Annotated in this window: 19 protein-coding genes; 9 read left to right on the forward strand and 10 right to left on the reverse strand. The window is 56.1% G+C overall.

The window, feature by feature from the left end; translation table 11 throughout:
- Nucleotides 1–65: 65 nt before the first annotated feature.
- Nucleotides 66–374 (reverse strand): outer membrane protein assembly factor BamE domain-containing protein, encoded by a 309-nt coding sequence (gene bamE / locus ENI00_RS09535; RefSeq protein WP_304101575.1) that lies wholly within the window; start codon nt 372–374, stop codon nt 66–68.
- Nucleotides 375–512: 138 nt separating this feature from the next.
- Nucleotides 513–1,625 carry an NADH:flavin oxidoreductase gene (locus ENI00_RS09540; protein WP_304101576.1) on the reverse strand — a complete coding sequence of 371 codons (1,113 nt, stop codon included), beginning with the start codon at nt 1,623–1,625 and terminating at the stop codon, nt 513–515.
- A 101-nt stretch (nt 1,626–1,726) separates the two neighbouring features.
- Here ENI00_RS09540 and ENI00_RS09545 point away from each other — a divergent pair, with 101 nt between their 5' ends.
- Complete coding sequence (locus ENI00_RS09545) at nt 1,727–2,197, forward strand: winged helix-turn-helix transcriptional regulator (protein ID WP_304101577.1); 471 nt, start codon at nt 1,727–1,729, stop codon at nt 2,195–2,197.
- 101 nt (nt 2,198–2,298) lie between these two features.
- Here the strand turns inward: ENI00_RS09545 and ENI00_RS09550 are convergent, their stop codons facing one another.
- The 3 genes from ENI00_RS09550 to ENI00_RS09560 form a co-directional block, all read right to left on the reverse strand.
- Nucleotides 2,299–3,609, reverse strand: coding sequence for a DEAD/DEAH box helicase (locus ENI00_RS09550; protein WP_304101578.1), 1,311 nt, complete (start codon nt 3,607–3,609; stop codon nt 2,299–2,301).
- Nucleotides 3,610–3,864: 255 nt separating this feature from the next.
- A complete protein-coding gene (locus ENI00_RS09555; protein ID WP_304101579.1) occupies nt 3,865–5,169 on the reverse strand; it encodes a hypothetical protein in 1,305 nt (434 codons plus the stop codon).
- 99 nt (nt 5,170–5,268) lie between these two features.
- On the reverse strand, nt 5,269–5,724 hold the full coding sequence (locus tag ENI00_RS09560; protein ID WP_304101580.1) for a DUF302 domain-containing protein: 456 nt from the start codon (nt 5,722–5,724) through the stop codon (nt 5,269–5,271).
- A 184-nt stretch (nt 5,725–5,908) separates the two neighbouring features.
- On the opposite strand from ENI00_RS09560, the gene ENI00_RS09565 reads away from it, so the two are divergent.
- Nucleotides 5,909–6,976: a transporter substrate-binding domain-containing protein gene (locus ENI00_RS09565; RefSeq protein WP_304101581.1), complete on the forward strand. Its 1,068-nt coding sequence runs from the start codon at nt 5,909–5,911 to the stop codon at nt 6,974–6,976.
- Between the two features lie 39 nt (nt 6,977–7,015).
- Here ENI00_RS09565 and ENI00_RS09570 read toward each other — a convergent pair whose 3' ends face one another.
- A complete protein-coding gene (locus tag ENI00_RS09570) occupies nt 7,016–8,542 on the reverse strand; it encodes a flavin-containing monooxygenase (RefSeq protein WP_304101582.1) in 1,527 nt (508 codons plus the stop codon).
- Between the two features lie 103 nt (nt 8,543–8,645).
- Between ENI00_RS09570 and ENI00_RS09575 the strand changes: the two genes are divergently transcribed.
- Complete coding sequence (locus tag ENI00_RS09575; protein ID WP_304101583.1) at nt 8,646–9,683, forward strand: histone deacetylase family protein; 1,038 nt, start codon at nt 8,646–8,648, stop codon at nt 9,681–9,683.
- A gap of 106 nt (nt 9,684–9,789) precedes the next feature.
- Nucleotides 9,790–10,947 (forward strand): iron-containing alcohol dehydrogenase, encoded by a 1,158-nt coding sequence (locus ENI00_RS09580; RefSeq protein WP_304101584.1) that lies wholly within the window; start codon nt 9,790–9,792, stop codon nt 10,945–10,947.
- 77 nt (nt 10,948–11,024) lie between these two features.
- Here ENI00_RS09580 and rlmE read toward each other — a convergent pair whose 3' ends face one another.
- Nucleotides 11,025–11,645, reverse strand: coding sequence for a 23S rRNA (uridine(2552)-2'-O)-methyltransferase RlmE (gene rlmE / locus ENI00_RS09585; RefSeq protein WP_304101585.1), 621 nt, complete (start codon nt 11,643–11,645; stop codon nt 11,025–11,027).
- Nucleotides 11,646–11,839: 194 nt separating this feature from the next.
- On the opposite strand from rlmE, the gene ENI00_RS09590 reads away from it, so the two are divergent.
- From ENI00_RS09590 to ENI00_RS09600, 3 genes are all read left to right on the forward strand, one after another.
- Nucleotides 11,840–13,489: an NAD(P)/FAD-dependent oxidoreductase gene (locus ENI00_RS09590; protein ID WP_304101586.1), complete on the forward strand. Its 1,650-nt coding sequence runs from the start codon at nt 11,840–11,842 to the stop codon at nt 13,487–13,489.
- Nucleotides 13,486–14,220, forward strand: coding sequence for a TrmH family RNA methyltransferase (locus ENI00_RS09595; RefSeq protein WP_304101587.1), 735 nt, complete (start codon nt 13,486–13,488; stop codon nt 14,218–14,220). The genes ENI00_RS09590 and ENI00_RS09595 overlap by 4 nt, the downstream gene beginning before the upstream one ends.
- Nucleotides 14,221–14,355: 135 nt before the next feature.
- Entirely contained in the window at nt 14,356–15,024 is a 669-nt protein-coding gene (locus tag ENI00_RS09600) for a transglutaminase-like domain-containing protein (RefSeq protein WP_304101588.1), read from the forward strand.
- A 102-nt stretch (nt 15,025–15,126) separates the two neighbouring features.
- On the opposite strand, the gene ahpF is transcribed toward ENI00_RS09600, so the two are convergent.
- The gene (gene ahpF, locus ENI00_RS09605; protein ID WP_304101589.1) at nt 15,127–16,692 is read right to left on the reverse strand and encodes an alkyl hydroperoxide reductase subunit F; all 1,566 of its coding nucleotides are present in this window, start codon (nt 16,690–16,692) and stop codon (nt 15,127–15,129) included.
- A gap of 265 nt (nt 16,693–16,957) precedes the next feature.
- Between ahpF and ENI00_RS09610 the strand changes: the two genes are divergently transcribed.
- Nucleotides 16,958–17,689 carry a DUF3581 family protein gene (locus ENI00_RS09610; protein WP_304101590.1) on the forward strand — a complete coding sequence of 244 codons (732 nt, stop codon included), beginning with the start codon at nt 16,958–16,960 and terminating at the stop codon, nt 17,687–17,689.
- 96 nt (nt 17,690–17,785) lie between these two features.
- Here ENI00_RS09610 and ahpC read toward each other — a convergent pair whose 3' ends face one another.
- Nucleotides 17,786–18,349, reverse strand: coding sequence for an alkyl hydroperoxide reductase subunit C (gene ahpC / locus ENI00_RS09615; protein WP_304101591.1), 564 nt, complete (start codon nt 18,347–18,349; stop codon nt 17,786–17,788).
- Nucleotides 18,350–18,531: 182 nt separating this feature from the next.
- On the opposite strand from ahpC, the gene ENI00_RS09620 reads away from it, so the two are divergent.
- Nucleotides 18,532–18,909, forward strand: a complete 378-nt coding sequence (locus tag ENI00_RS09620; RefSeq protein ID WP_304101592.1) for a thiol-disulfide oxidoreductase DCC family protein — start codon at nt 18,532–18,534, stop codon at nt 18,907–18,909.
- A gap of 14 nt (nt 18,910–18,923) precedes the next feature.
- On the opposite strand, the gene ENI00_RS09625 is transcribed toward ENI00_RS09620, so the two are convergent.
- Nucleotides 18,924–19,716 (reverse strand): TRAP transporter large permease (locus ENI00_RS09625; RefSeq protein WP_304101593.1); only part of this gene is annotated, 793 nt, incomplete at its 5' end.

Raw genomic sequence — 19,716 nt, forward strand, 5'->3', positions numbered from 1 at the left:
CTGCGATGCGCAGGATACCCGGGCGTTCCGGGTATCCTGTTAACCGCGTCTCTTTAACCGCGTCTCTATTGCGTGGTGTTGTATACGTAGGACGAGACCGTGCCATCGGGGTTGAATCGCACAACCAGATCGGTGGTTTCGGCATCGCCAAAAGCAGACCAACGGTATTTGCCATAGGTCCAGGTGCGTTTTCCGTCTTCAACACCTGTGCGCCAAGGCTCACCAAACATTTCCTGAACGTCGGCGCGGGTGGTTTTATCCACTTTGATCTGGTCGACGTTGTGCGTGGCAAAATCCTTGCCTACGGTGGCGCAGCCGGCAAACACCAGCACGCTTGCAAGCATCAAAACTGACAGACTGTTCTTCAAAGACATTGCCGTCTCTCCTGTGAAACTCTACCCATAAAAAAACACCCCCATCATACGCTCAGGCAATGGGGGTGTGCTGTTACACAACGTACACAACAGAAATAGTCTGTCCCGGCTCAGTAGAGCTTCCGAAATACAGCGTCTTTAATAGAGCTTCGTGAGAGATTTACGGGCAAAATCATCCACCTCACCAAGCCGACCTTCCTTCACTTTGGTGAGCCATTGCGGATCCTGCAGCAGTGCGCGGCCCACCGCAATCAGTTCGAACTCGTGGTTGTTCATGCGCTCTACCAGTTCGTCAATGCCCGACTGTTCAACCGACTCTTGCTTACTGGCCATCGTGCCGCTGATGAAATCTTCTGTCAGGCCAACGCTGCCAACCGACATCGTGGGTTTGCCAGACAGTTTCTGAGTCCAGCCCGCCAGGTTAAGGCTGGAGCCTTCAAACTCCGGCTCCCAGAAGCGCCGGGTTGAGGCATGGAAAATATCCACGCCGGCGTCTACTAAAGGCTTGAGGAACTGCTCAAGCTCTTCCGGACTGTTGACCAGTTTTGCATCGTAATCCTGCTGCTTCCACTGGGAGAAACGCAGCATAATCGGAAACTCTGGGCCTACGCGGTGACGAACCGCTTCTACGATCTCAACAACGAAACGCAGACGATTTTCCATACTGCCGCCGTATTCATCATCTCGCTGATTGGTGCCTTCCCACAGGAACTGGTCGAGCAGATAACCGTGAGCACCGTGAATTTCTATACCGTCAAACCCCAAGGCTTGGGCGTCTTGTGCTGCATCGGCAAACGCCTTGATAACGTCGTCAATGTCCTCTTTGCTCATCGCCCTGCCATTAGGCTTTCCCGGCGCAAACAGGCCAGACGGGCTAAAACCCGGCACCGATGGATTCGGCTCTGAACCTTCCTTGCGCACTGAGCCCACGTGCCACAGTTGCGGGAAGATAGCGCCGCCGGCTTCGTGCACCGCATCGACCACGTTTTTCCAGCCGGCCAACGCAGCATCACCGTGAAACGTGGGTACGTCGGGGTAACCACTCGCACCCGGATGATTCACCGTGGTGCCCTCGGTGATAATAAGACCCAGACCGGCCTCTGCGCGGCGGCGGTAATAGGCCACTACGTTCTCGCCAGGAACGCCTTTGGGTGAGAAATTGCGCGTCATCGGCGCCATGGCAACCCGGTTGCGCAGCGTAAGGTTGTGCGTAGTGAAGGGTTCAAACATTGGGCCCAGATTCATAGTCATTAATCGCGACTCCTGCATTTGCGATTTTCTAATTTGGTTTCTTAACGCAACCTTATTTAATCTGGTTTTAAGATGCAACCCCATTCTGTACACTCGAACCTATGGCCAGAAAACGTTTTGATGACTCAAATTGCTCCGTCGCCCGTGCTTTGAATCAGGTGGGTGACTGGTGGTCCCTGCTTATTGTGCTGCACGCCATGCACGGTACGCGGCGTTTCGTGGATTTTCACCAGGAGCTGGGCATCGCCAAAAATATCCTGTGCGACCGTCTTGCTCGCCTGGTGGATAACGAGGTGCTGAAAAAAGTGGAGGTTGGCGAACACGGCTCGCGCTTCGAGTACCGGCTGACCGGGAAAGGCCGGGATCTGTTCCCGGTGGTTATTGCCTTACGACAGTGGGGTGATAAATGGAATCCGGCGCCCGATGACGCCGGGCTCAATTTGCGGGACCGGGCTACAGGGCAGCCCATCCAGGCCGTTCAGGTACACAATACCAAGGGCGACCCGATCACTGTGCGCGATGTGTTTATTCCGATTGCCTCAGCCCCCGGCCGCAAAAAAGACTCGGCCTGACCGCCATAAGACGGGTATATCTAAAACAGTTACACCCAAAACAGATACGCCCAAAACAACAAAGCGGAGCCGAAGCTCCGCTTTGTTGAACAACCAATCCTTCAGGCGCTCTGGCTCTGGCGTTGTCCTGAACGACCGCGCTGATCATTGCCGCTCTGGCTCCGACCGTTGCTGCGCCCACCGGGCTTGGCCCCCGGACGGCCGTTTCCGCCAGCATTCCCACCGTTGCGTCCGCGAGCCTTGCTCGGATCCGCTTTGGCTTTCGGCTTGAGAGGCAGGTTATTCTTGGGCTCGAAACCTTCCACTTCCTTGCGCGGCAACTGCTTCTTGATCAGCTTCTCAATGCCCGCAAGCATTTTGCCTTCATCGGCGCTTACCAGCGACAGCGCATGTCCGCTCTCACCAGCACGGCCGGTGCGGCCAATGCGGTGTACATAGTCTTCCGGCACGTTAGGCAGCTCAAAGTTCACCACTTGCGGCAGCTGCTTGATGTCCAGGCCACGGGCCGCAATGTCGGTGGCAACCAGCACGCGTACCTGGCCTTGTTTAAACTCTGCCAACGCCCGGGTGCGAGCACCCTGGGATTTGTTGCCGTGTATGGCTGCTGCCGTAATGCCGTCTTTTTCCAGCTTCTGGGTCAGACGGTTAGCACCGTGTTTGGTGCGGGTAAAAACCAGCACCTGTTCCCAGCTGTTGTCACGCACCAGCTTGCTCAGCAAAGCGGTCTTTTGGCTCTGATCAACTTTGTAAACCGACTGCTCCACGTTCTCAGCGGTGGTATTTCTGACCGCGACGTCAATCTGCACCGGGTTGTTCAGCAGGCCTTGGGCCAGAGAGCGAATTTCACCGGAAAAGGTTGCTGAGAACAGCAGGTTCTGGCGCTTGGCTGGCAAGAGCGCAAGAATCTTTTTGATATCGCGAATAAAGCCCATATCCAGCATGCGGTCGGCTTCGTCCAGTACCAGGATTTCCACCTCGTTGAAGCGCACAGCGTTCTGCTGATACAGATCCATCAGGCGACCGGGTGTGGCAACCAGCACGTCTACGCCTTTGCGCAGCTTCATCATCTGCGGATTGATTTTCACACCACCAAAAACCACGGCGGCCTTGGTGGGAACGTATTTGCTGTAAAGATTTACGCTGTCGTGAACTTGCGCGGCCAGTTCCCGTGTCGGCGTCAAAATCAGGACGCGGGGTCCTTTACCGTTGCGGGGATTCTCAGCCAGGCGCTGCAGAATGGGCAGTGTAAAGCCGGCTGTTTTACCTGTGCCCGTCTGGGCTGCCGCCATAACGTCCTTGCCAGAAAGTACGGCAGGAATGGCCTGAAGCTGAATGGGAGACGGGGTTTCATAACCTTGATCGGTGGTTGCACGGACCAACTGCTCGGACAAACCGAGTGAAGAAAAACTCATATAAGATCAACTCTTGATTGTTCTGCCTCAACGAACACCGTTCTCGGCGAATGCGGGCAGATGCCATGAAGATTCATGGAGTAAAAGACGACTACAGTCACGCGCCGGTATCGGGGTGACGTCCTCTGACAGGTCGTTTGGATGGTTCGCAAGAAGGCTGAAAGCCTGAAACTGCGGAATCCCTAGAGGCAGGATGCGGCGAACAGTAACAGAGGCTCGTAACATTAGCCATAGGGGATTCTCGCGCGCGGCGACCTACAGCAGAGCCACCGTAACGCCAGCCGCCAGAAGGCTGGCCGCGGCGAGGCCGCACAGAGACAGCCGAAGATTCCAGCGAAACGATGCATCCATGGCTTCGTAGCCTGTCAGTCGCTCCATGATCAACGCATTGGCCGCAAAGGGCGTTCCAAAGGCGGTAACGCCCCACCCGGTTACCATGCCAATACCCAAACCAAGCAACGCAGTGTCTGGCCAGATAACACCGAGAATACCTCCCGTGAGAGTGCCGATAACAATCGGGTTTACGCCGGCAAGGCCCGCCGTAAAATAAGCCCAGGGTACGCAGGCCGCTATGACCGGCCAAACCCAGAACGGAAAACTCAGGTTGCCACTGATTTGTCCCAGCACGGCTCCACTGATGACCGACCCAATAAACGCAGAGCCCCCCACAATGGCCAGTTCATTGCTAACATTGGACATATTGACCAACGGCGGATTTGTTTTCCGGCACCAAGCGAAAAGCCTGGCCCCAAACACCGCACTCATGCAGCTGAGGGTTACTGAATACGCGTAATTAAGATGGTATTGATGACTGAACACAAATACACCCGCGCAAATACCCAGGATGAGAACGCCAAACCGCAACCAGGGAGCCCAGCCCGCTTTGCTCTGCGCCATGCTCGTTTCCTGAGCCGTTTCGGGTTCACGCCAGATCAACCCGCACAGCACCAGGGCCGCGGAAAACGGCACGGTGAATATCAGCAACTCAAGGCTGCTAAGTCCTGGTAGCAGTGTCAGGGTGAGCACCACAGAAATCGATAACGGAGAAAAGGTGGGCGATACACCAAACCCTCTCAGCACCGCTCGGGTTGCATTGCGGGTAGCCGGCGAGTCCCCGCTGCTGCGCACCCGCTCACCCACAAGGCTGCCCACAACCGCCACAGAACCAAAATTCAGAGGTATGGAAACCAGAGCAGTACCGAACGACAGGCTCAGATAGCGGGCAAGCGGCTCGCCGCCGAAAAGGCTGGCTGAAATCTTTTGCAGGTCACGGGTGCGGGCAAGCACGGAAGACAACAGCATCACCGCCAGGATCAGACCCGCAAGGCGGCTCATATTGGCGGCTGCGGAACGGATCAAGCCAGGATCGCGCCCCAAAGCAAATACCAAAGCCAGCCCGGCTGCGAGAAAAACGGCCTTGGGCACACGGCGCATATCGCGCCACCCCAGAATCACGGCCAAGCTCACCGCACCGGCGCCAAGGCCCGCCATACCGGGGAACAGCGCGAGAATAGCGGCCACGAGGGCAATGTAAGCAAGAGCAGAGCGAATCAGCTGCAACGGCGGCTTCCTAAGCAAAAACAGGGATCTTAGGGGTTCGACCCTTTGTCGGGTATCCGCATTTATGGTGATACCCGTAGCTTCCTTACTTTTTACTGATCAGTGAGTCGCCGCTTTGGCAAACTTCGCCAGTGCTCCGCTCACTTTGGCCAACACCGGGTCGCAGCCTTCAATGGCGTGTCTGGTTTTCAGATACTCAGGATCGTTGTACCCAAGCCAAACTTGCCCGCTTTCGTCCTCCCAGATCAGCGCTTTCTGAGGCAGATCCACGGCCACGCTCTGCGCACACTGCATCAGTGGCGTACCTACTTTCGGGTTGCCAAAAATCACGAGCACTGTGGGTCGTAGTTTCATATCGGCCGATTTGGCGCCGGCAGCATGATCAATCCGATTCATGATTTTCATGCCGTTCGCGCTCAAAACCGCTTCCAGTTTATCCGCTGTGGCCGCTACGCTATGATTACTTTCAAGCACAATCAATCCATCGGCAGCCAAAGCCGCTCCGGAACACAACAATAAAGTAAGGGGTAAAACAAACATCCGGAAAATGCGCATCGCTCGTGTCCTTTTTATGACGTGTGGCTCCTATAGTAGACCACCCGAAGGGTGGAATGGAGCCTGACAATTAATCGGAAACATATTTTGATCTAATGACGTGTTAGTACGTAAAACTACAACTTTCGCGTTTAAACAAATTCGCTAACAAGGAGCGCAACCCTTTCAAGGGCCGCACAAAGCTATGTTCAAGAGAATTCTGTCCTGTATTTTTCTGTTCGCTCTGGCTATTTCCAGCCAGGTTCACGCCCAGGAACAACCTCTGAAAGTCGGCATCACCAAGGTCCCTCCTTTTGTTATTGCAACCGATGATGGCCGCTGGGAAGGCATTAGCATTGATCTGTGGGACGAAATTGCAGCGGGCTTGGGGCGGAAGTTTGAATACATTCCAATGAGCTTCAACGAACTGCTCGAGGCCGTTGAAGGCGGCGATATCGATGTGGCCGTTGGCGCCCTGACCATGACGGCCGGCCGGGAAGCCCGGTTTGATTTCAGCCATCCTTTTTATCAGACGGGTCTTTCTATTGCCGTACCGCCCGTGCCAGACCAAAGCCTGCTCAGCAGCCTGAAGGCGTTCATCAGCTGGCAATTCCTCAGCGCCGTTCTCGCACTGGGCGCTTTGCTTCTGGGCGTTGGCTTTCTGCTATGGCTGGTTGAGCGGCGCCGCAACCCCGAACAATTCGGGGGCTCCGCAGCACAGGGTATTGGTTCCAGTTTCTGGTGGGCAGCCGTCACCATGACCACCGTAGGCTACGGTGACAAAGCGCCGGTATCACTGCCGGGCAGATTGATTGGGGTGGTGTGGATGTTTGCCGGTTTGATCATGGTCGCCAGCTTTACCGCCGCTATCACCTCCTCATTGACCGTGAGCAACCTGCGCTCGGGCATTCAGGGCGTAGACGATCTGCCCGGCAGTGTGGTGGCTACCATTGCCAATACCGAGAGCCAGAGCTACCTGGAGGAACATCGCGTTCGCTACCAGACATACCCGGACCTGACGTCGGCCATGATGTCGGTCGCAAACGGCGAAACGGACGCCATCGTGTATGACCGTGCTCTGATGCAGTATCGGAACCTGCAAATGGGCAAGCAGAAGCTCACCATTCTTCCCGGTGTGTTTGCAGAACAGTTGTACGCGCTGGCGATGCCAAACGGCAGCCCGCTGCGGGCCCAGATCTCCCAAGAGGTTCTTCGTGTCACCGAGGCGGAAAATTGGGCCGATATCCGGGCGGCCTATTTGGGCAAAGACTAGCCGTGACAGGGCGCAGCTCAGCCTGCGCCCTGGTTTTACTCAGGTGCCAAACAGCGCCGAGCGCAAGGGCCTGAGAAAACCACGGGGGCCGCTTCCCCGGGCTACGGTCTTCTTTCCGTCGAACTCTACGTAACCGTCTTCGATCGGGTCGAAACGTAGAATTTTCACATCTTTGAGGTAGTTCTGGGATGATTTCCACGGGCCGTGGGTGCCTTGGCGAGGGAGTCGATCCTGGGCTCGCCGTATGTAACCCGCATCCAGTGAGCCCAGAACCGTCTCCTCACCCAGACTGTTCCCGGCATCTCTGGCAACGGCTACGCGCAGGCCGCGCCGATCCATGTGATTGATCAGGCGGCACAGGTATTCACTGGCAATGTCCGCTTTCAGGGTCCAAGAGATGTTGGTGTAACCGAAGATCATGCCCGCGTTGGGTAAGCCTTCAACCATCACGTTTTTATAAACAACCTTGTCTTTCAGAACCACGTCCTGGCCGTCTACTCTTGGTTTTATGCCCCCAAGCATCTGAATATCCAGGCCGGTGGCCGGAATGATGATGTCTGCTTCCAGGTGCTCGCCGGATTTAAGGCGGATGCCGGTTTCGGTAAAACGCTCAATATGATCGGTTGCAATGGACGCTTTGCCCGCTTTTAAAGCCTCGAAAAGATCACCATCTTTCACCACGCAAAGACGTTGATCCCAGGGATTATAATCCGGAGTGAAATGACGCATATCAGTTTGGCTACCCACCTGGCGCCTGATAATGCTCATGAACAGCCGGCGCATGAGGTTTGGACACCGGCGGGAAAGCTGGTACACACATCGGGAGATCGTGATATTGCGAGCCCGGGTAAGCCGGTAGGCGGCCTTGGGAGAGAGCACCTTCTGCAGGGCGAGCGTTATTTTGTCGGTGGATGGCAATGGCATCAGATAGGCGGGTGAGCGCTGCAGCATGGTCACATGGCCCGCTGTTTCAGCCATGGTTGGCACCAGAGTAATCGCTGTTGCCCCACTGCCAATCACCACAACGTTTTTGCCCGTGTAATCCAGATCTTCCGGCCAGTGCTGCGGGTGAACAATCCGCCCTTTGAAATCTTTCTCACCCGGAAAGTCCGGTTTATAGCCCCGTTTGTAATTGTAGTAGCCAGTACAACCAACCAGAAAACGGGCGGTGTAGGTTTTCAGCTCGCCGGTCGCTTCGTCCAGTGCGGTCAGCCTCCAGCATGCATCGGCACTCGACCAGTCTGCGGTTTTTACCCCGAGTCCGAACCGGATATGTTTCGCAACGTCATGCTCTTTCGCGGTTTCACTCACGTAGTGTTTGATAGCCGCACCGTCGGCCAACACCTTGCCACCGGTCCACGGGCGGAAGTTGTAGCCGAAGGTAAACATATCGGAATCCGAGCGAACGCCGGGATAGCGGAACAGATCCCAAGTACCTCCGAGCGACTGACGCCGCTCCAGAATGGCGAAAGATTTGCCCGGACACTCCCGCTTCAAATGACAGGCCATGCCGATGCCAGACACCCCCGCGCCAACAATTAATACATCAAAATGCTGTTCGCTCATACCCGATCTCTTGATTTCACCGCATCGACACTCTATACCCGTAACCATAACCGAACTGACAATAGCTGAAAATCCGCCGCTTAAACATCCGGGTATCTAATCCATGAAAACCGTTTTCTCACCGCTGCACCACCGTCGTTCCGTCAAAACCGAACTGGATGGCGGCATTCTGATCGAGCCCCATGAAAAGCCGTCCCGGGCAGAAACCATTCTGGCCCGCGTGAAGGCGCAGGCCCTGGGTGAGGTGCTTGAACCGGAGGACTTTGGCCTGGCTCCGGTCAAGCGAGTGCACACAGCCGACTACGTCGAGTTTCTGGAGCACTGCTGGGGTGACTGGGTGGCGGAAGGCAAACCGGGCGAAGCCATTCCGGCGGTGTGGTGTGGACGCGGCATGCGGGCCCGTATGCCCAAAGACATCGACGGCCGGCTTGGCTACTTCAGCTTTGCAGCCGAGACCTCCATTTCTGACGGAACATGGGAAGCGGCCTGCGCTTCCGCTAACGTAGCACTCACCGCCCAAAAGCTGGTTGCCAACGGGGAGCGCGCTGCCTTTGCCTTGTGCCGTCCGCCCGGCCACCATGCCCACGCCGACCTGTTCGGCGGCTACTGTTTTTTCAACAACGCCGCCATTACTGCACAGGCGTTTCGCGACCAGGGATACCCGCGGGTGGCTGTGCTGGATGTGGACTTTCACCACGGCAACGGAACCCAGGCCATCTTCTACAATCGCAGCGATGTGCTAACCGCCAGCCTGCACGGCGATCCGGATTTGGTTTTCCCCCACTTTCTCGGATTTGAGGATGAAACCGGCGAGGGCGAGGGTAAGGGCTATAACCTCAACATTGTCTATCCTCCGGGAACACCCTACCGCGAGTGGCGCAAAGGGCTCGACATCGCCTGCGAGCGCATTGCCGCTTTTCAGCCAGATGCCTTGGTTATTGCCCTGGGCGTGGATACCTTTGAGGAAGACCCGATCTCGTTCTTTAAGCTGAAATCAGCGGACTACCTTTCCCTGGGCAAACGTATTGAGCAGCTCAAACTGCCCACCGTGTTCACTATGGAGGGCGGTTATGACGTTGACGCCATTGGCATCAATGCCGTGAATGTCATGCAGGGCTTCGAAAATAAAAAACAGACGTAAGGGTTAACCACCAGTAGACGACCGGTCTATTAGATATTATTATCTCGCTTCACCGTTGGTCGACCGGTCTATTTCTAGCTCACTGGCCCATTATTAAGGATCGCATTTGAATAACTTCAACTTTTACAACCCGACACACATCGCCTTCGGCGAAGGTAAAATTGCCGAGCTTGATACGCTGGTGCCCCACGATGCCAAGGTGCTTGTATTGTTCGGCGGCGATAGCGCACGCCGTACCGGCACTCTGGATGAGGTCAGGTCGGCCCTCGGCAATCGTCAGGTTACAGAGTTTGAGGGCATTGAGCCGAACCCGAGTTTCGAAACCCTGATGAAAGCGGTTGTCCAGGTACGTGAGCAGAACATCGACTTTCTACTTGCCGTGGGTGGCGGATCGGTGATTGATGGGACCAAATTTGTAGCCGCTGCGGCGGTTTTCGAGGGCGACGAGTGGGACATTCTGCTGAAAGGCGGCACCAACATTGAACGTGCCCTGCCCTTTGGCTCAGTGCTCACCCTTCCCGCTACCGGTTCAGAAATGAACAAAGGCGGCGTGGTCACGCGCAGATCGCTGCAGGCCAAGCTGCCGTTCCACAGTGATTTCGTGTTCCCGCAGTTCTCAGTGCTCGATCCCACAAAAACCTACACCCTGCCGCTGCGCCAAGTGGGCAACGGTGTGGTTGATGCCTTCGTGCACGTGGTGGAGCAGTACCTGACGTATCCGGCCCATGCGCCGGTGCAGGATCGCTTTGCCGAAGGTCTGCTACTGACGCTGACCGAAATCGGCGAGCAGGCCCTGGCCGAGCCCGAGAACTACCAGGTACGAGCCAGCCTGATGTGGACCGCAACCCTGGCCCTGAATGGCCTGATTGGCAGCGGCGTACCCCAGGATTGGGCTACCCACATGCTGGGCCATGAGCTGACTGCCCTGCATAATCTTGACCACGCCCAGACTCTGGCCATTGTGTTGCCGTCGATGCTGCGTGAACGCAAAGCCGCCAAACTCGACAAACTGGTTCAGTACGGCGAACGCGTCTGGAATATCCGTGAGGGCAGCTCTGAGGAAAGAGCCGAAGCCGCCATTGCGAAAACCCAAGAGTTCTTTGAATCCCTCGGCGTCAAAACTCGCCTTGGCGACTACGATTTGGGCGAAGACCACATAGAGCCATTGATCAAAAGCCTGGAAAGCCACGGCATGGTGGCCCTTGGTGAACACGGCGATGTAACACCGGAGGTGTGCCGCCGGGTGCTTCAGGCAAGCCTGTAGACCTAAATGTTGTCCTTTACGGGGCCCTGTGATTCAGGTGTCCCTTTTTTTATGCCAAATCGATCCGATTTTCAGGCTCAGCCCTTGAAGCCCCTGCCAACAATGTAGACCTCCCGTGAGCGGGCGCGTGAAGAACCCGGCTTGCGCGCGACCACCTTGTCGAACACGGCTCTGGTAGCCTTCAGATAGTCTTCATAGCCTTCGCCCTGAAACACCTTGGCCACAAAACTGCCTTTGGGCTTGAGCACCTGGCAGGCCATGTCCAGCGCCAGCTCCACCAGATACATGGAAGACGCCTGATCGGCCACTGTCACTCCGCTGATGTTCGGCGCCATGTCACAAATCACCACGTCCACCTGATTGTCGCCAAGCGCGGTCATTATTTCATCAAACACCGGGTTTTCGGTAAAATCGCCCTGAATGAACTCCACGCCTGCAATGGCGTCCATCGGCAGTATGTCAGAGGCCAACACTCTGCCTTTATGGCCCACCAGATTGACCGCCACCTGCGACCAGCCGCCTGGCGCAGAGCCCAGATCCATGACCACCATATTGGGGTGAATCAGCCGGTCTTTCTTGTTGATTTCAAGGAGCTTATAGCTGGCCCGCGAGCGATAGCCGTCGACCTGCGCCTGTTTAACGAAGGGGTCATTCACGTGCTCTTCAAGCCAGCGGTTACTGCTTTTGGATCGGGCCATGGGGGCTCTTTAAAAAATCGTTAAAAGGGATGTCGAAAAGGGCTGATTGACCCACACATTGTACGTGCCGCACGCCCTCCCGGCAAAACCCTGACATCCAGCACGGGCGCACGTACAATGGCGGCAACATTTTCCAACCCTTTATACCCGGCAATCAACCCGTCATCGGCGACGAGTGTCGGGCAGGACGCACTATGATCCGCCTTACCGAACTGGCGCTGCCGCTGGACCATCCCGAAAGTGCCCTGCGGACCGCTATCCTGGATCGACTGGGCATCGTCGACGCCGATCTGACCGATTTTACCGTGTTCAAGCGCAGCTACGATGCTCGCAAGAAAAACACGGAGATCAAGTTCGTTTACATTATTCATCTGAGCGCCAGCAACGAAGACGCCATTCTGGCCCGCTTTGAACAAGACCAGCATGTGCGGCCAGCCCCGGATACGGATTATCACCTGGTCGCGGAGGCACCCGCTGGCCTCACCGAACGCCCGATTGTGATCGGTTTCGGCCCCTGTGGCCTGTTTGCCGCGCTGATTCTTGCCCAGATGGGATTTCGGCCCATTGTGCTGGAGCGCGGTAAAGACGTACGCCGCCGCACCAAAGACACCTGGGCGCTGTGGCGGAAAAAGCAGCTATCCCCGGAATCCAACGTTCAGTTTGGTGAGGGCGGCGCAGGCCTGTTCTCCGACGGCAAGCTATACAGCCAGATCAAGGATCCGAAGTTCTACGGCCGCAAGGTAATGCACGAGTTTATCCGGGCCGGTGCGCCGGAAGAAATTCTGTACGTCAGCAAGCCCCATATTGGCACCTTCCGGCTGACCGGCGTCGTAGCCACCATGCGCGAGGAAATCGTGCGCCTTGGCGGCGAGATCCGTTTTGAAAGCAAAGTCACCGACGTGCACATTCTTGATGGGCGCATTGAAGGCGTGGAATTGGCCGGCGGCGAACGTCTGCACAGCCGCTATGTGGTTCTTGCACTGGGTCATAGCGCCCGTGAAACGTTCCGCATGCTCCATCGCAGACAGGTTTATATTGAACCCAAGCCCTTTGCCATCGGCTTTCGCATCGAGCATCCGCAATCGCTGATCGACAACGCCCGCCTGGGCAAATACGCCGGCCACCGGGCCTTGGGCGCGGCGGATTATAAACTGGTGTACCACGCCAGCAACGGGCGCGCGGTTTACAGTTTTTGCATGTGCCCCGGGGGCATGGTGGTGGCGGCAACCTCGGAACCGGGCCGGGTCGTCACCAATGGCATGAGCCAGTATTCCCGCAACGAGCTCAACGCCAATGCCGGCATTGTGGTGGCCGTGCATCCGGAAGAGGACTTTCCGGGTGGGCCGCTGGCCGGTGTGGACCTGCAGGAAACCCTGGAGTCCCTGGCTTACACGCTAGGCGGCAGTGATTATTGCGCGCCTGCCCAACTGGTGGGGGATTTCATCAATAGCCGGCCCTCCAAGGAACTGGGCGGCGTCGAGCCCTCCTACAAACCCGGCATCAAGCTGGGCGACCTGGCGCCTTCCCTGCCCGCATACGCCATCGAGGCCATCCGCGAGGCCTTGCCGGCTTTCGGCAAGCAGATCCGCGGCTTTGACCGGAATGACGCGATTTTGACCGGCATCGAAACCCGCACGTCCTCACCGGTGCGCATCACCCGGGATCGCGCTAATCTGCAGAGCCTGAATACCCGCGGCCTGTATCCGGCAGGCGAAGGCGCAGGCTACGCGGGGGGCATTCTTTCGGCCGGTGTCGACGGCATCAAGGTGGCCGAGGCGCTGGCCCGGGCCATGCTGGAAGACCTGGAAACCGCCAGCGGAGCTTCATTGCGAACCCCATCATGAAACTCGACGACATCAAAAAACTGCACCAGAAAAAATACCGGCAGGCTCTGGGCCACTATCTGGTTGAGGGTGAGCATCTGGTGCTGGAACTGCAAAAAGCTGCGGCCCGCCAGCCCGCGCTGAAGGCCTCCGAGCTATACGTAACCGATGCGTATGCGCATTGGGCAGGCCCGTTCAAAACCCATCATGTTAGTGATCGACAGATGGCGCTGCTGGCCGACACCCGCACGCCCCAGGGGATTCTGGCCGTGGTGCCCACGCCGTCTTTAAACGTGGCGCACATGCCGGAAGCCGGCGAAAAAGCCGTGTATCTGCACGAAGTTCAGGACCCGGGAAACCTGGGGACGATTTTGCGTACCCTGGCCTGGTTTGGCGGTTTTCGCTGCTTGCTGAGCCCCGGCAGCGTTGATCCTTACAACCCGAAAGTGGTGCGCGCCAGCATGGGCGCACTCTTTCACCTGCCGCTGGAAACCGAGGTGCCCCTGGACAGCCTTGGCCGTCGCTATCGCTCCGTTGCCTGTCTCGATCTGAACGGTGAGAAGCTGACCGCCACATCGTTCAGCCAGCACGACTGCTATCTGTTTGGCAATGAAGCTCGGGGCGTTCCGCGCGAAGCGCTGGACAACCTGGCCGCGACGCCCTACACCATTGCGGGCAAAGGCGAGATCGAATCCCTTAACCTGGCCTCCGCCGTGAATATGTGTGCGTATGAACTGGTGCGCAGCTCCTGATCCGCACTCGTGCGCCGTAAATCTGACCCATTTCGACAGTCACCCTGGCGGTTATCGTCATTGCCTGTAGCTTGCTCATTGGCGATGATCAAAGCTGAAAGCCCTGACCTGCTGCTCTGACCCGGACGCCTCACTATGGAACGCTATCTTCAGCCTACCGCCTTTTTTGATTACGACCGGCCCGAACTCAAAGGCTGGATCGACAAGCAACTTGCGGGCGTGGCCGATAATCCGGTTGAGCAGATGAAAGTTCTTTATCTGGCTGTGCGCGACGATATCGCTTACAACCCTTACGTATTCCGCACCGATCCCGAAACGTTCAGTGCCAGCTACGCCCTCAGTAGCGGAGAATCCTATTGCATTCCCAAGGCCGTGCTTTTGGGTGCTGCAGCCCGATATCTCGGCATTCCCAGCCGCCTCGGCCTGGCCGATGTGCGTAACCACCTGTCCAGCCCGAAATTGATCGAATGGCTCAGATCAGACATTTTCCGGATGCACGGGTTTATCGAGCTTTATCTAAACGGTCGCTGGGTAAAAGCTACTCCCGCATTCAACAAACAGCTGTGCGAGCTAATGAAGGTGGAGCCTTTGGAGTTTGACGGGGTCAACGATTCCATTTTTCAGGAATACACCGATGCCGGGAAGGCTCATATGGAGTACGTGAACGACCACGGCCTGTTTGACAATGTGCCTCACGCATTCATTGTTGCGGGTATACGGAATGCCTACCCTCATCTGTTCCCGGAATCGGCTGATGCGCCTGCAGTCACGCTGACCGGCAGCTTGGAAACAGATTTCGAGTAAGGCTCAACCACATTGTTGATGGTGGCAGACTTGGGGTGATTGTCGGGCACCGGATCTCTTCGATGCCCCTCGCTCTGGCTTGGTTCTCGCCTCAGTCTGGCCTTAATCCACAGAATTACGGATAAAGAAGTCGAAGGCGCTCAACGCCGCTTTTGAACCTTCGCCCATGGAAATGACGATCTGCTTATAGGGCACAGTGGTCGCGTCCCCGGCTGCAAAAACCCCCGGAATGGACGTCTCATTGCGGTCGTTGATGATGATTTCACCGTGCTGGCTCAGCTCGATGTCGCCTTTCAGCCATTCGGTGTTGGGCACCAGGCCAATCTGAATGAACACGCCTTCCAGAGCCACATGATGGCTCTCGCCGGTGTTGCGATCGGTATAGTTAAAACCGTTCACCTTGCCGTTTTCACCCACAATATCGGTGGTCTGGCCTGAGGTGATAATGTCCACGTTGTTCATGCTGCGCAGCTTTTTCTGCAGCACATCGTCAGCGCGCAATTCGCCGCCAAACTCGACCAGCGTTACATGGCCAACAATACCGGCCAGGTCGATAGCCGCTTCCACACCGGAATTACCGCCGCCGATCACCGCAATATGCTTGCCCTTGAACAGAGGGCCGTCACAGTGCGGGCAGTAGGCTACGCCCTTGTTGCGGTATTCATCCTCACCCGGGACACCCAACGGGCGCCAGCGAGCGCCTGTTGACAGCACAACGGTGCGGGCCTTGAGCGATGCGCCATTGGCCAGGCGGATTTCATGGGGCATTCCGCGCTGGGTGGCCGGAATCAGCTTTTCGGCATGCTGCAGGTTCATGATATCCACGTCGTACTCTTTGACGTGCTGCTCCATGGCTGCAACCAGCTTCGGACCCTCGGTGTAAGGCACGGAGATCAGGTTTTCGATGCCCATGGTATCCACTACCTGGCCACCAAAACGGTCGGCGGCTATGCCGGTGGATATGCCTTTACGAGCCGCGTAAATAGCCGCCGCAGAACCGGCAGGGCCGCCACCAATCACCAACACCTCAAAGGTGTCTTTCTGGCCGATTTTTTCGGCTTCTTTCTCATCGGATTTCGTATCCAGCCTGGCCGCAATCTCTTCCACCGTCACACGACCCTGGCCCCAGGGCTCACCGTTCAGGTAAACACTCGGGACGGACATGATTTCGCGCTTTTCCACTTCGTCCTGGAACAGGGCGCCGTCTATGGCTGTGTGGCGAACGCTCGGGTTCAACACGCTCATCAGGTTCAGGGCCTGAACCACATCCGGGCAGTTTTGGCACGATAGGGAAAAATAGGTTTCAAACTCGAAATCGCCGTCCAGCTGCTGAACTTGTTCGATCACATCCTGAGAGGCCTTCGAAGGATGGCCACCCACCTGCAGCAGTGCCAACACCAGCGAGGTAAACTCGTGCCCCATGGGAATACCCGCAAATCGAACGCCTATATCCGTACCCACACGGTTTATCGCAAACGACGGTCGACGCACGTCATTGGATTCTTCTGTGCGCAGGCTGATTTTTTCGGACAATGGCTCGATTTCTTCCAGAAGTTGCCGCAACTCCTGGGATTTATCACTATCATCGTAGGCCGCTACCAGCTCAATCGGCTGCTGCAGCTTTTCCATGTAAGCTTTAAGTTGTTGCTTGATATTGGCATCCAACATGTCGCGATTCCCCTGTTAGTTTCTGTAAACTGATCGCCTGAATGCACGCATTCAAACGGATCTTTAGTTTGGATGCCGCCACAATACGGGTCGACCGTTAAATGCTCAAATTAATTGATCCAAAGTAATTGATAGCAAACCGCTATAGATGCGTCGTTAGCTTTACCGATAAATGGACAAATGGCGCATATCCATAAACGCTCGACCCACGTACCATATTAGAGGACGTTGCGACGTCATCCTTCGTAACCAGGACAAGCAGCACATGTTTCCAGATCGTTTTCACTCTATGCAGGACGGACGCGTACATATTTCCGCAGCGCAAGCCAGCCTGTTCGCCAAGGAAGTCGCCGGAGATTTTAATCCGATTCACGATCCAGATGCCCGTCGGTTCTGCGTTCCGGGAGACCTGCTGTTTGCAGTGGTGGTTTCACGCTTTGGGCTTTCCCGACACATGACCTTCCATTTTCGCGCCCTGCTGGGTGGAGGAAAACTCCTGGAATTTCGGGAAGACGGTGACGAAACCATCAAGGTGTGCGATCAGAATGGCAAGGTGTACCTCGAAGTAACGCGCAGTGGCGATGTCACCCGGGACGAACATGTTGTCGAAGAGTTTATTCGCTGCTACGTAGCCGCCTCCGGTAAGAACTTTCCCCACACTTTGAAACCGCTTATGGAATCAAACGATGTGATGTTCAACCCGGATCGGCCCATGGTGATGTACGCCAGCATGAGCCTTACTCTGGACAGGCTGGACGCCGGCTCTCCGGAGCTGGAACTGCACAATGCCGAACTGGAGGCTAATGGGAAGCGCGGCAATGTGATGCTTGACTACCGGTTGATCTCGGAGGGAGTGCCTGTGGGTGAAGTGTCGAAACACCTGGTTCTGGGAGGGCTAAGACCTTACTGCCAGGATGCCATGGCCGGTGTTATTGAAGAATTTTATCGTCTCAAGGCCCGCGGGGCCCGATACGGTGTCGACACCGTCGATTCGTAAATCGCAAACACAAAAAACCCCGGAAATCCGGGGTTTTTTGATGGTTACAGGCCCGTTAAAGAACCTGAACCGTGTGTTTCCCTGTTAAGGAGAAACCTAGATCTTGCCAACCAGATCCAGTGAAGGAGACAGAGTTTCTTCGCCTTCCTTCCACTTGGCGGGGCATACTTCGCCCGGATGCTTACGCACGTACTGAGCGGCTTTAACCCGACGCATCAGCTCAGACGCATCACGGCCAACGCCTTCTGCGGTGATTTCTACGGCCTGGATGATGCCATCCGGATCGATCAGGAAGGTAGCCCGATCTGCCAGGCCCTGGCCTTCGCGCATCACACCAAAGTTGTTGGTAATGCTGCCGTTCTGATCGCCAACCATGTAGTACTGAATCTTGCCAATGGTCTCGGAGCTATCGTGCCAGGCTTTGTGGGTGAAGTGAGTGTCTGTGGATACAGAGAACACTTCAACGCCCATCTTTTGCAGTTCTTCGTACTTGTCAGCAACGTCGCCCAGTTCGGTTGGGCATACGAACGTGAAATCAGCCGGATAGAAGAAGAACACCGACCACTTGCCTTTCACGTCTGCTTCGGAAATCTCAACGAACTCGCCGTGTTTGAACGCGGTTGCATTAAACGGTTTGAGTTCAGAATTGATAATACCCATAGAATAAAACCCTTTTGTTTGCCAGTTGATGAGTGAATGACGACCACTATAGTGATTCTATTCGCTTAACAAAAATTGATAATACCCAAGAAAGGAATAGCGTGCAGCTATCACATCCCTTGGTGAATACATTTCACCTTGGCCAACGTAGATACCGCACAGTCTGATCACAGGGCCGCACAATGCTCGCAAAACCAATTCTCTTCTACGATGGCCAGTGCCCGCTGTGCCGCCGCGAAATCGACCATTACCGCAAGGTGGATAAGGCAGCGCGCATTGACTGGCAGGACATCTTTGCCAGCGACAATACCCTGGCGCGCTACTCGCTTGATCACACAGACGCGATGAAAGTCATTCATGCGGTAGACAGCGCCGGCAACCTGCAGTCCGGCGCCCACGCTTTTATCGTGGTGTGGCAAGAATTGCCCGGCTACCGCCACTTGGCAACCTTGCTGAAAAAGCTGCACCTGGTTGGCCTGGCAAATCGTGCCTATCTGGTGTTTGCCCGCTTACGCTTTCGTTCGCGCTGCAAACAGGGTTGTGATTTGCCGCCGCGTTAGCCAATGCGCCTGATTCACCAGGGACCGACCACATAGCCGAGTTTTTCAGGCAGCCAGAGCGCGATTGCGGGCATCAGTGCCACCAGTAGCAGGCTTACGCTCATTGCGGCGATAAACACCAAAGCCCAGCCTATCGTATGCTCCAGGCGAATATTGGCAATACGTGTTGTAACCATCAGGTTCACCGCCACCGGTGGCGTAAACTGACCAATGGCAATGTTCATGGCCAGCAGGATGCCAAACCACACCGGGTTCCATTCAAAATGGTTCATCAGTGGCAATACGATGGGGATGAGGATCAGGTAGATTGATACGGCGTCCAGCAACATGCCTGCAATCAACACAAGCACCATCACCAAGCCCAGTAAAACCCAACTGTTGTCTGAAAGAGACAGCAACGTATCCGCCAAATGCTGGAAGGTGCCAAGGGTCGTGCCCGCCCACGCAAAGATGCCCGCCAGCGCAATAATCAGCATAACCACGCCCGAGGTCACGGCCGCATCGGTCATCAGTTCAAACAGGCTGCGCACACTCAGATTGCGGTACACCAGGCAACCCACAATCACACCGTAGGCCACGGCAACCACGGCCGCTTCCGTGGGTGTAAACAGCCCGGAGCGCAGGCCACCGAGAATGATCACCGGGGCAAACAGCGCTGGCAGCGCCGCTTTGAAGCTGGGCCAGAATGGCGGTCGCTCGGTGGTTTCGGGGTTCTCCCAACCATACTTGCGAGCCAGATACAGCGCCGGCACCAGCAAAGACAAACCCGCCAGAATGCCCGGAAACAAGCCGGCCGCGAACAGCGCC

Source organism: Marinobacter antarcticus, from assembly GCF_011049865.1.
Lineage (GTDB): Bacteria > Pseudomonadota > Gammaproteobacteria > Pseudomonadales > Oleiphilaceae > Marinobacter > Marinobacter antarcticus_A.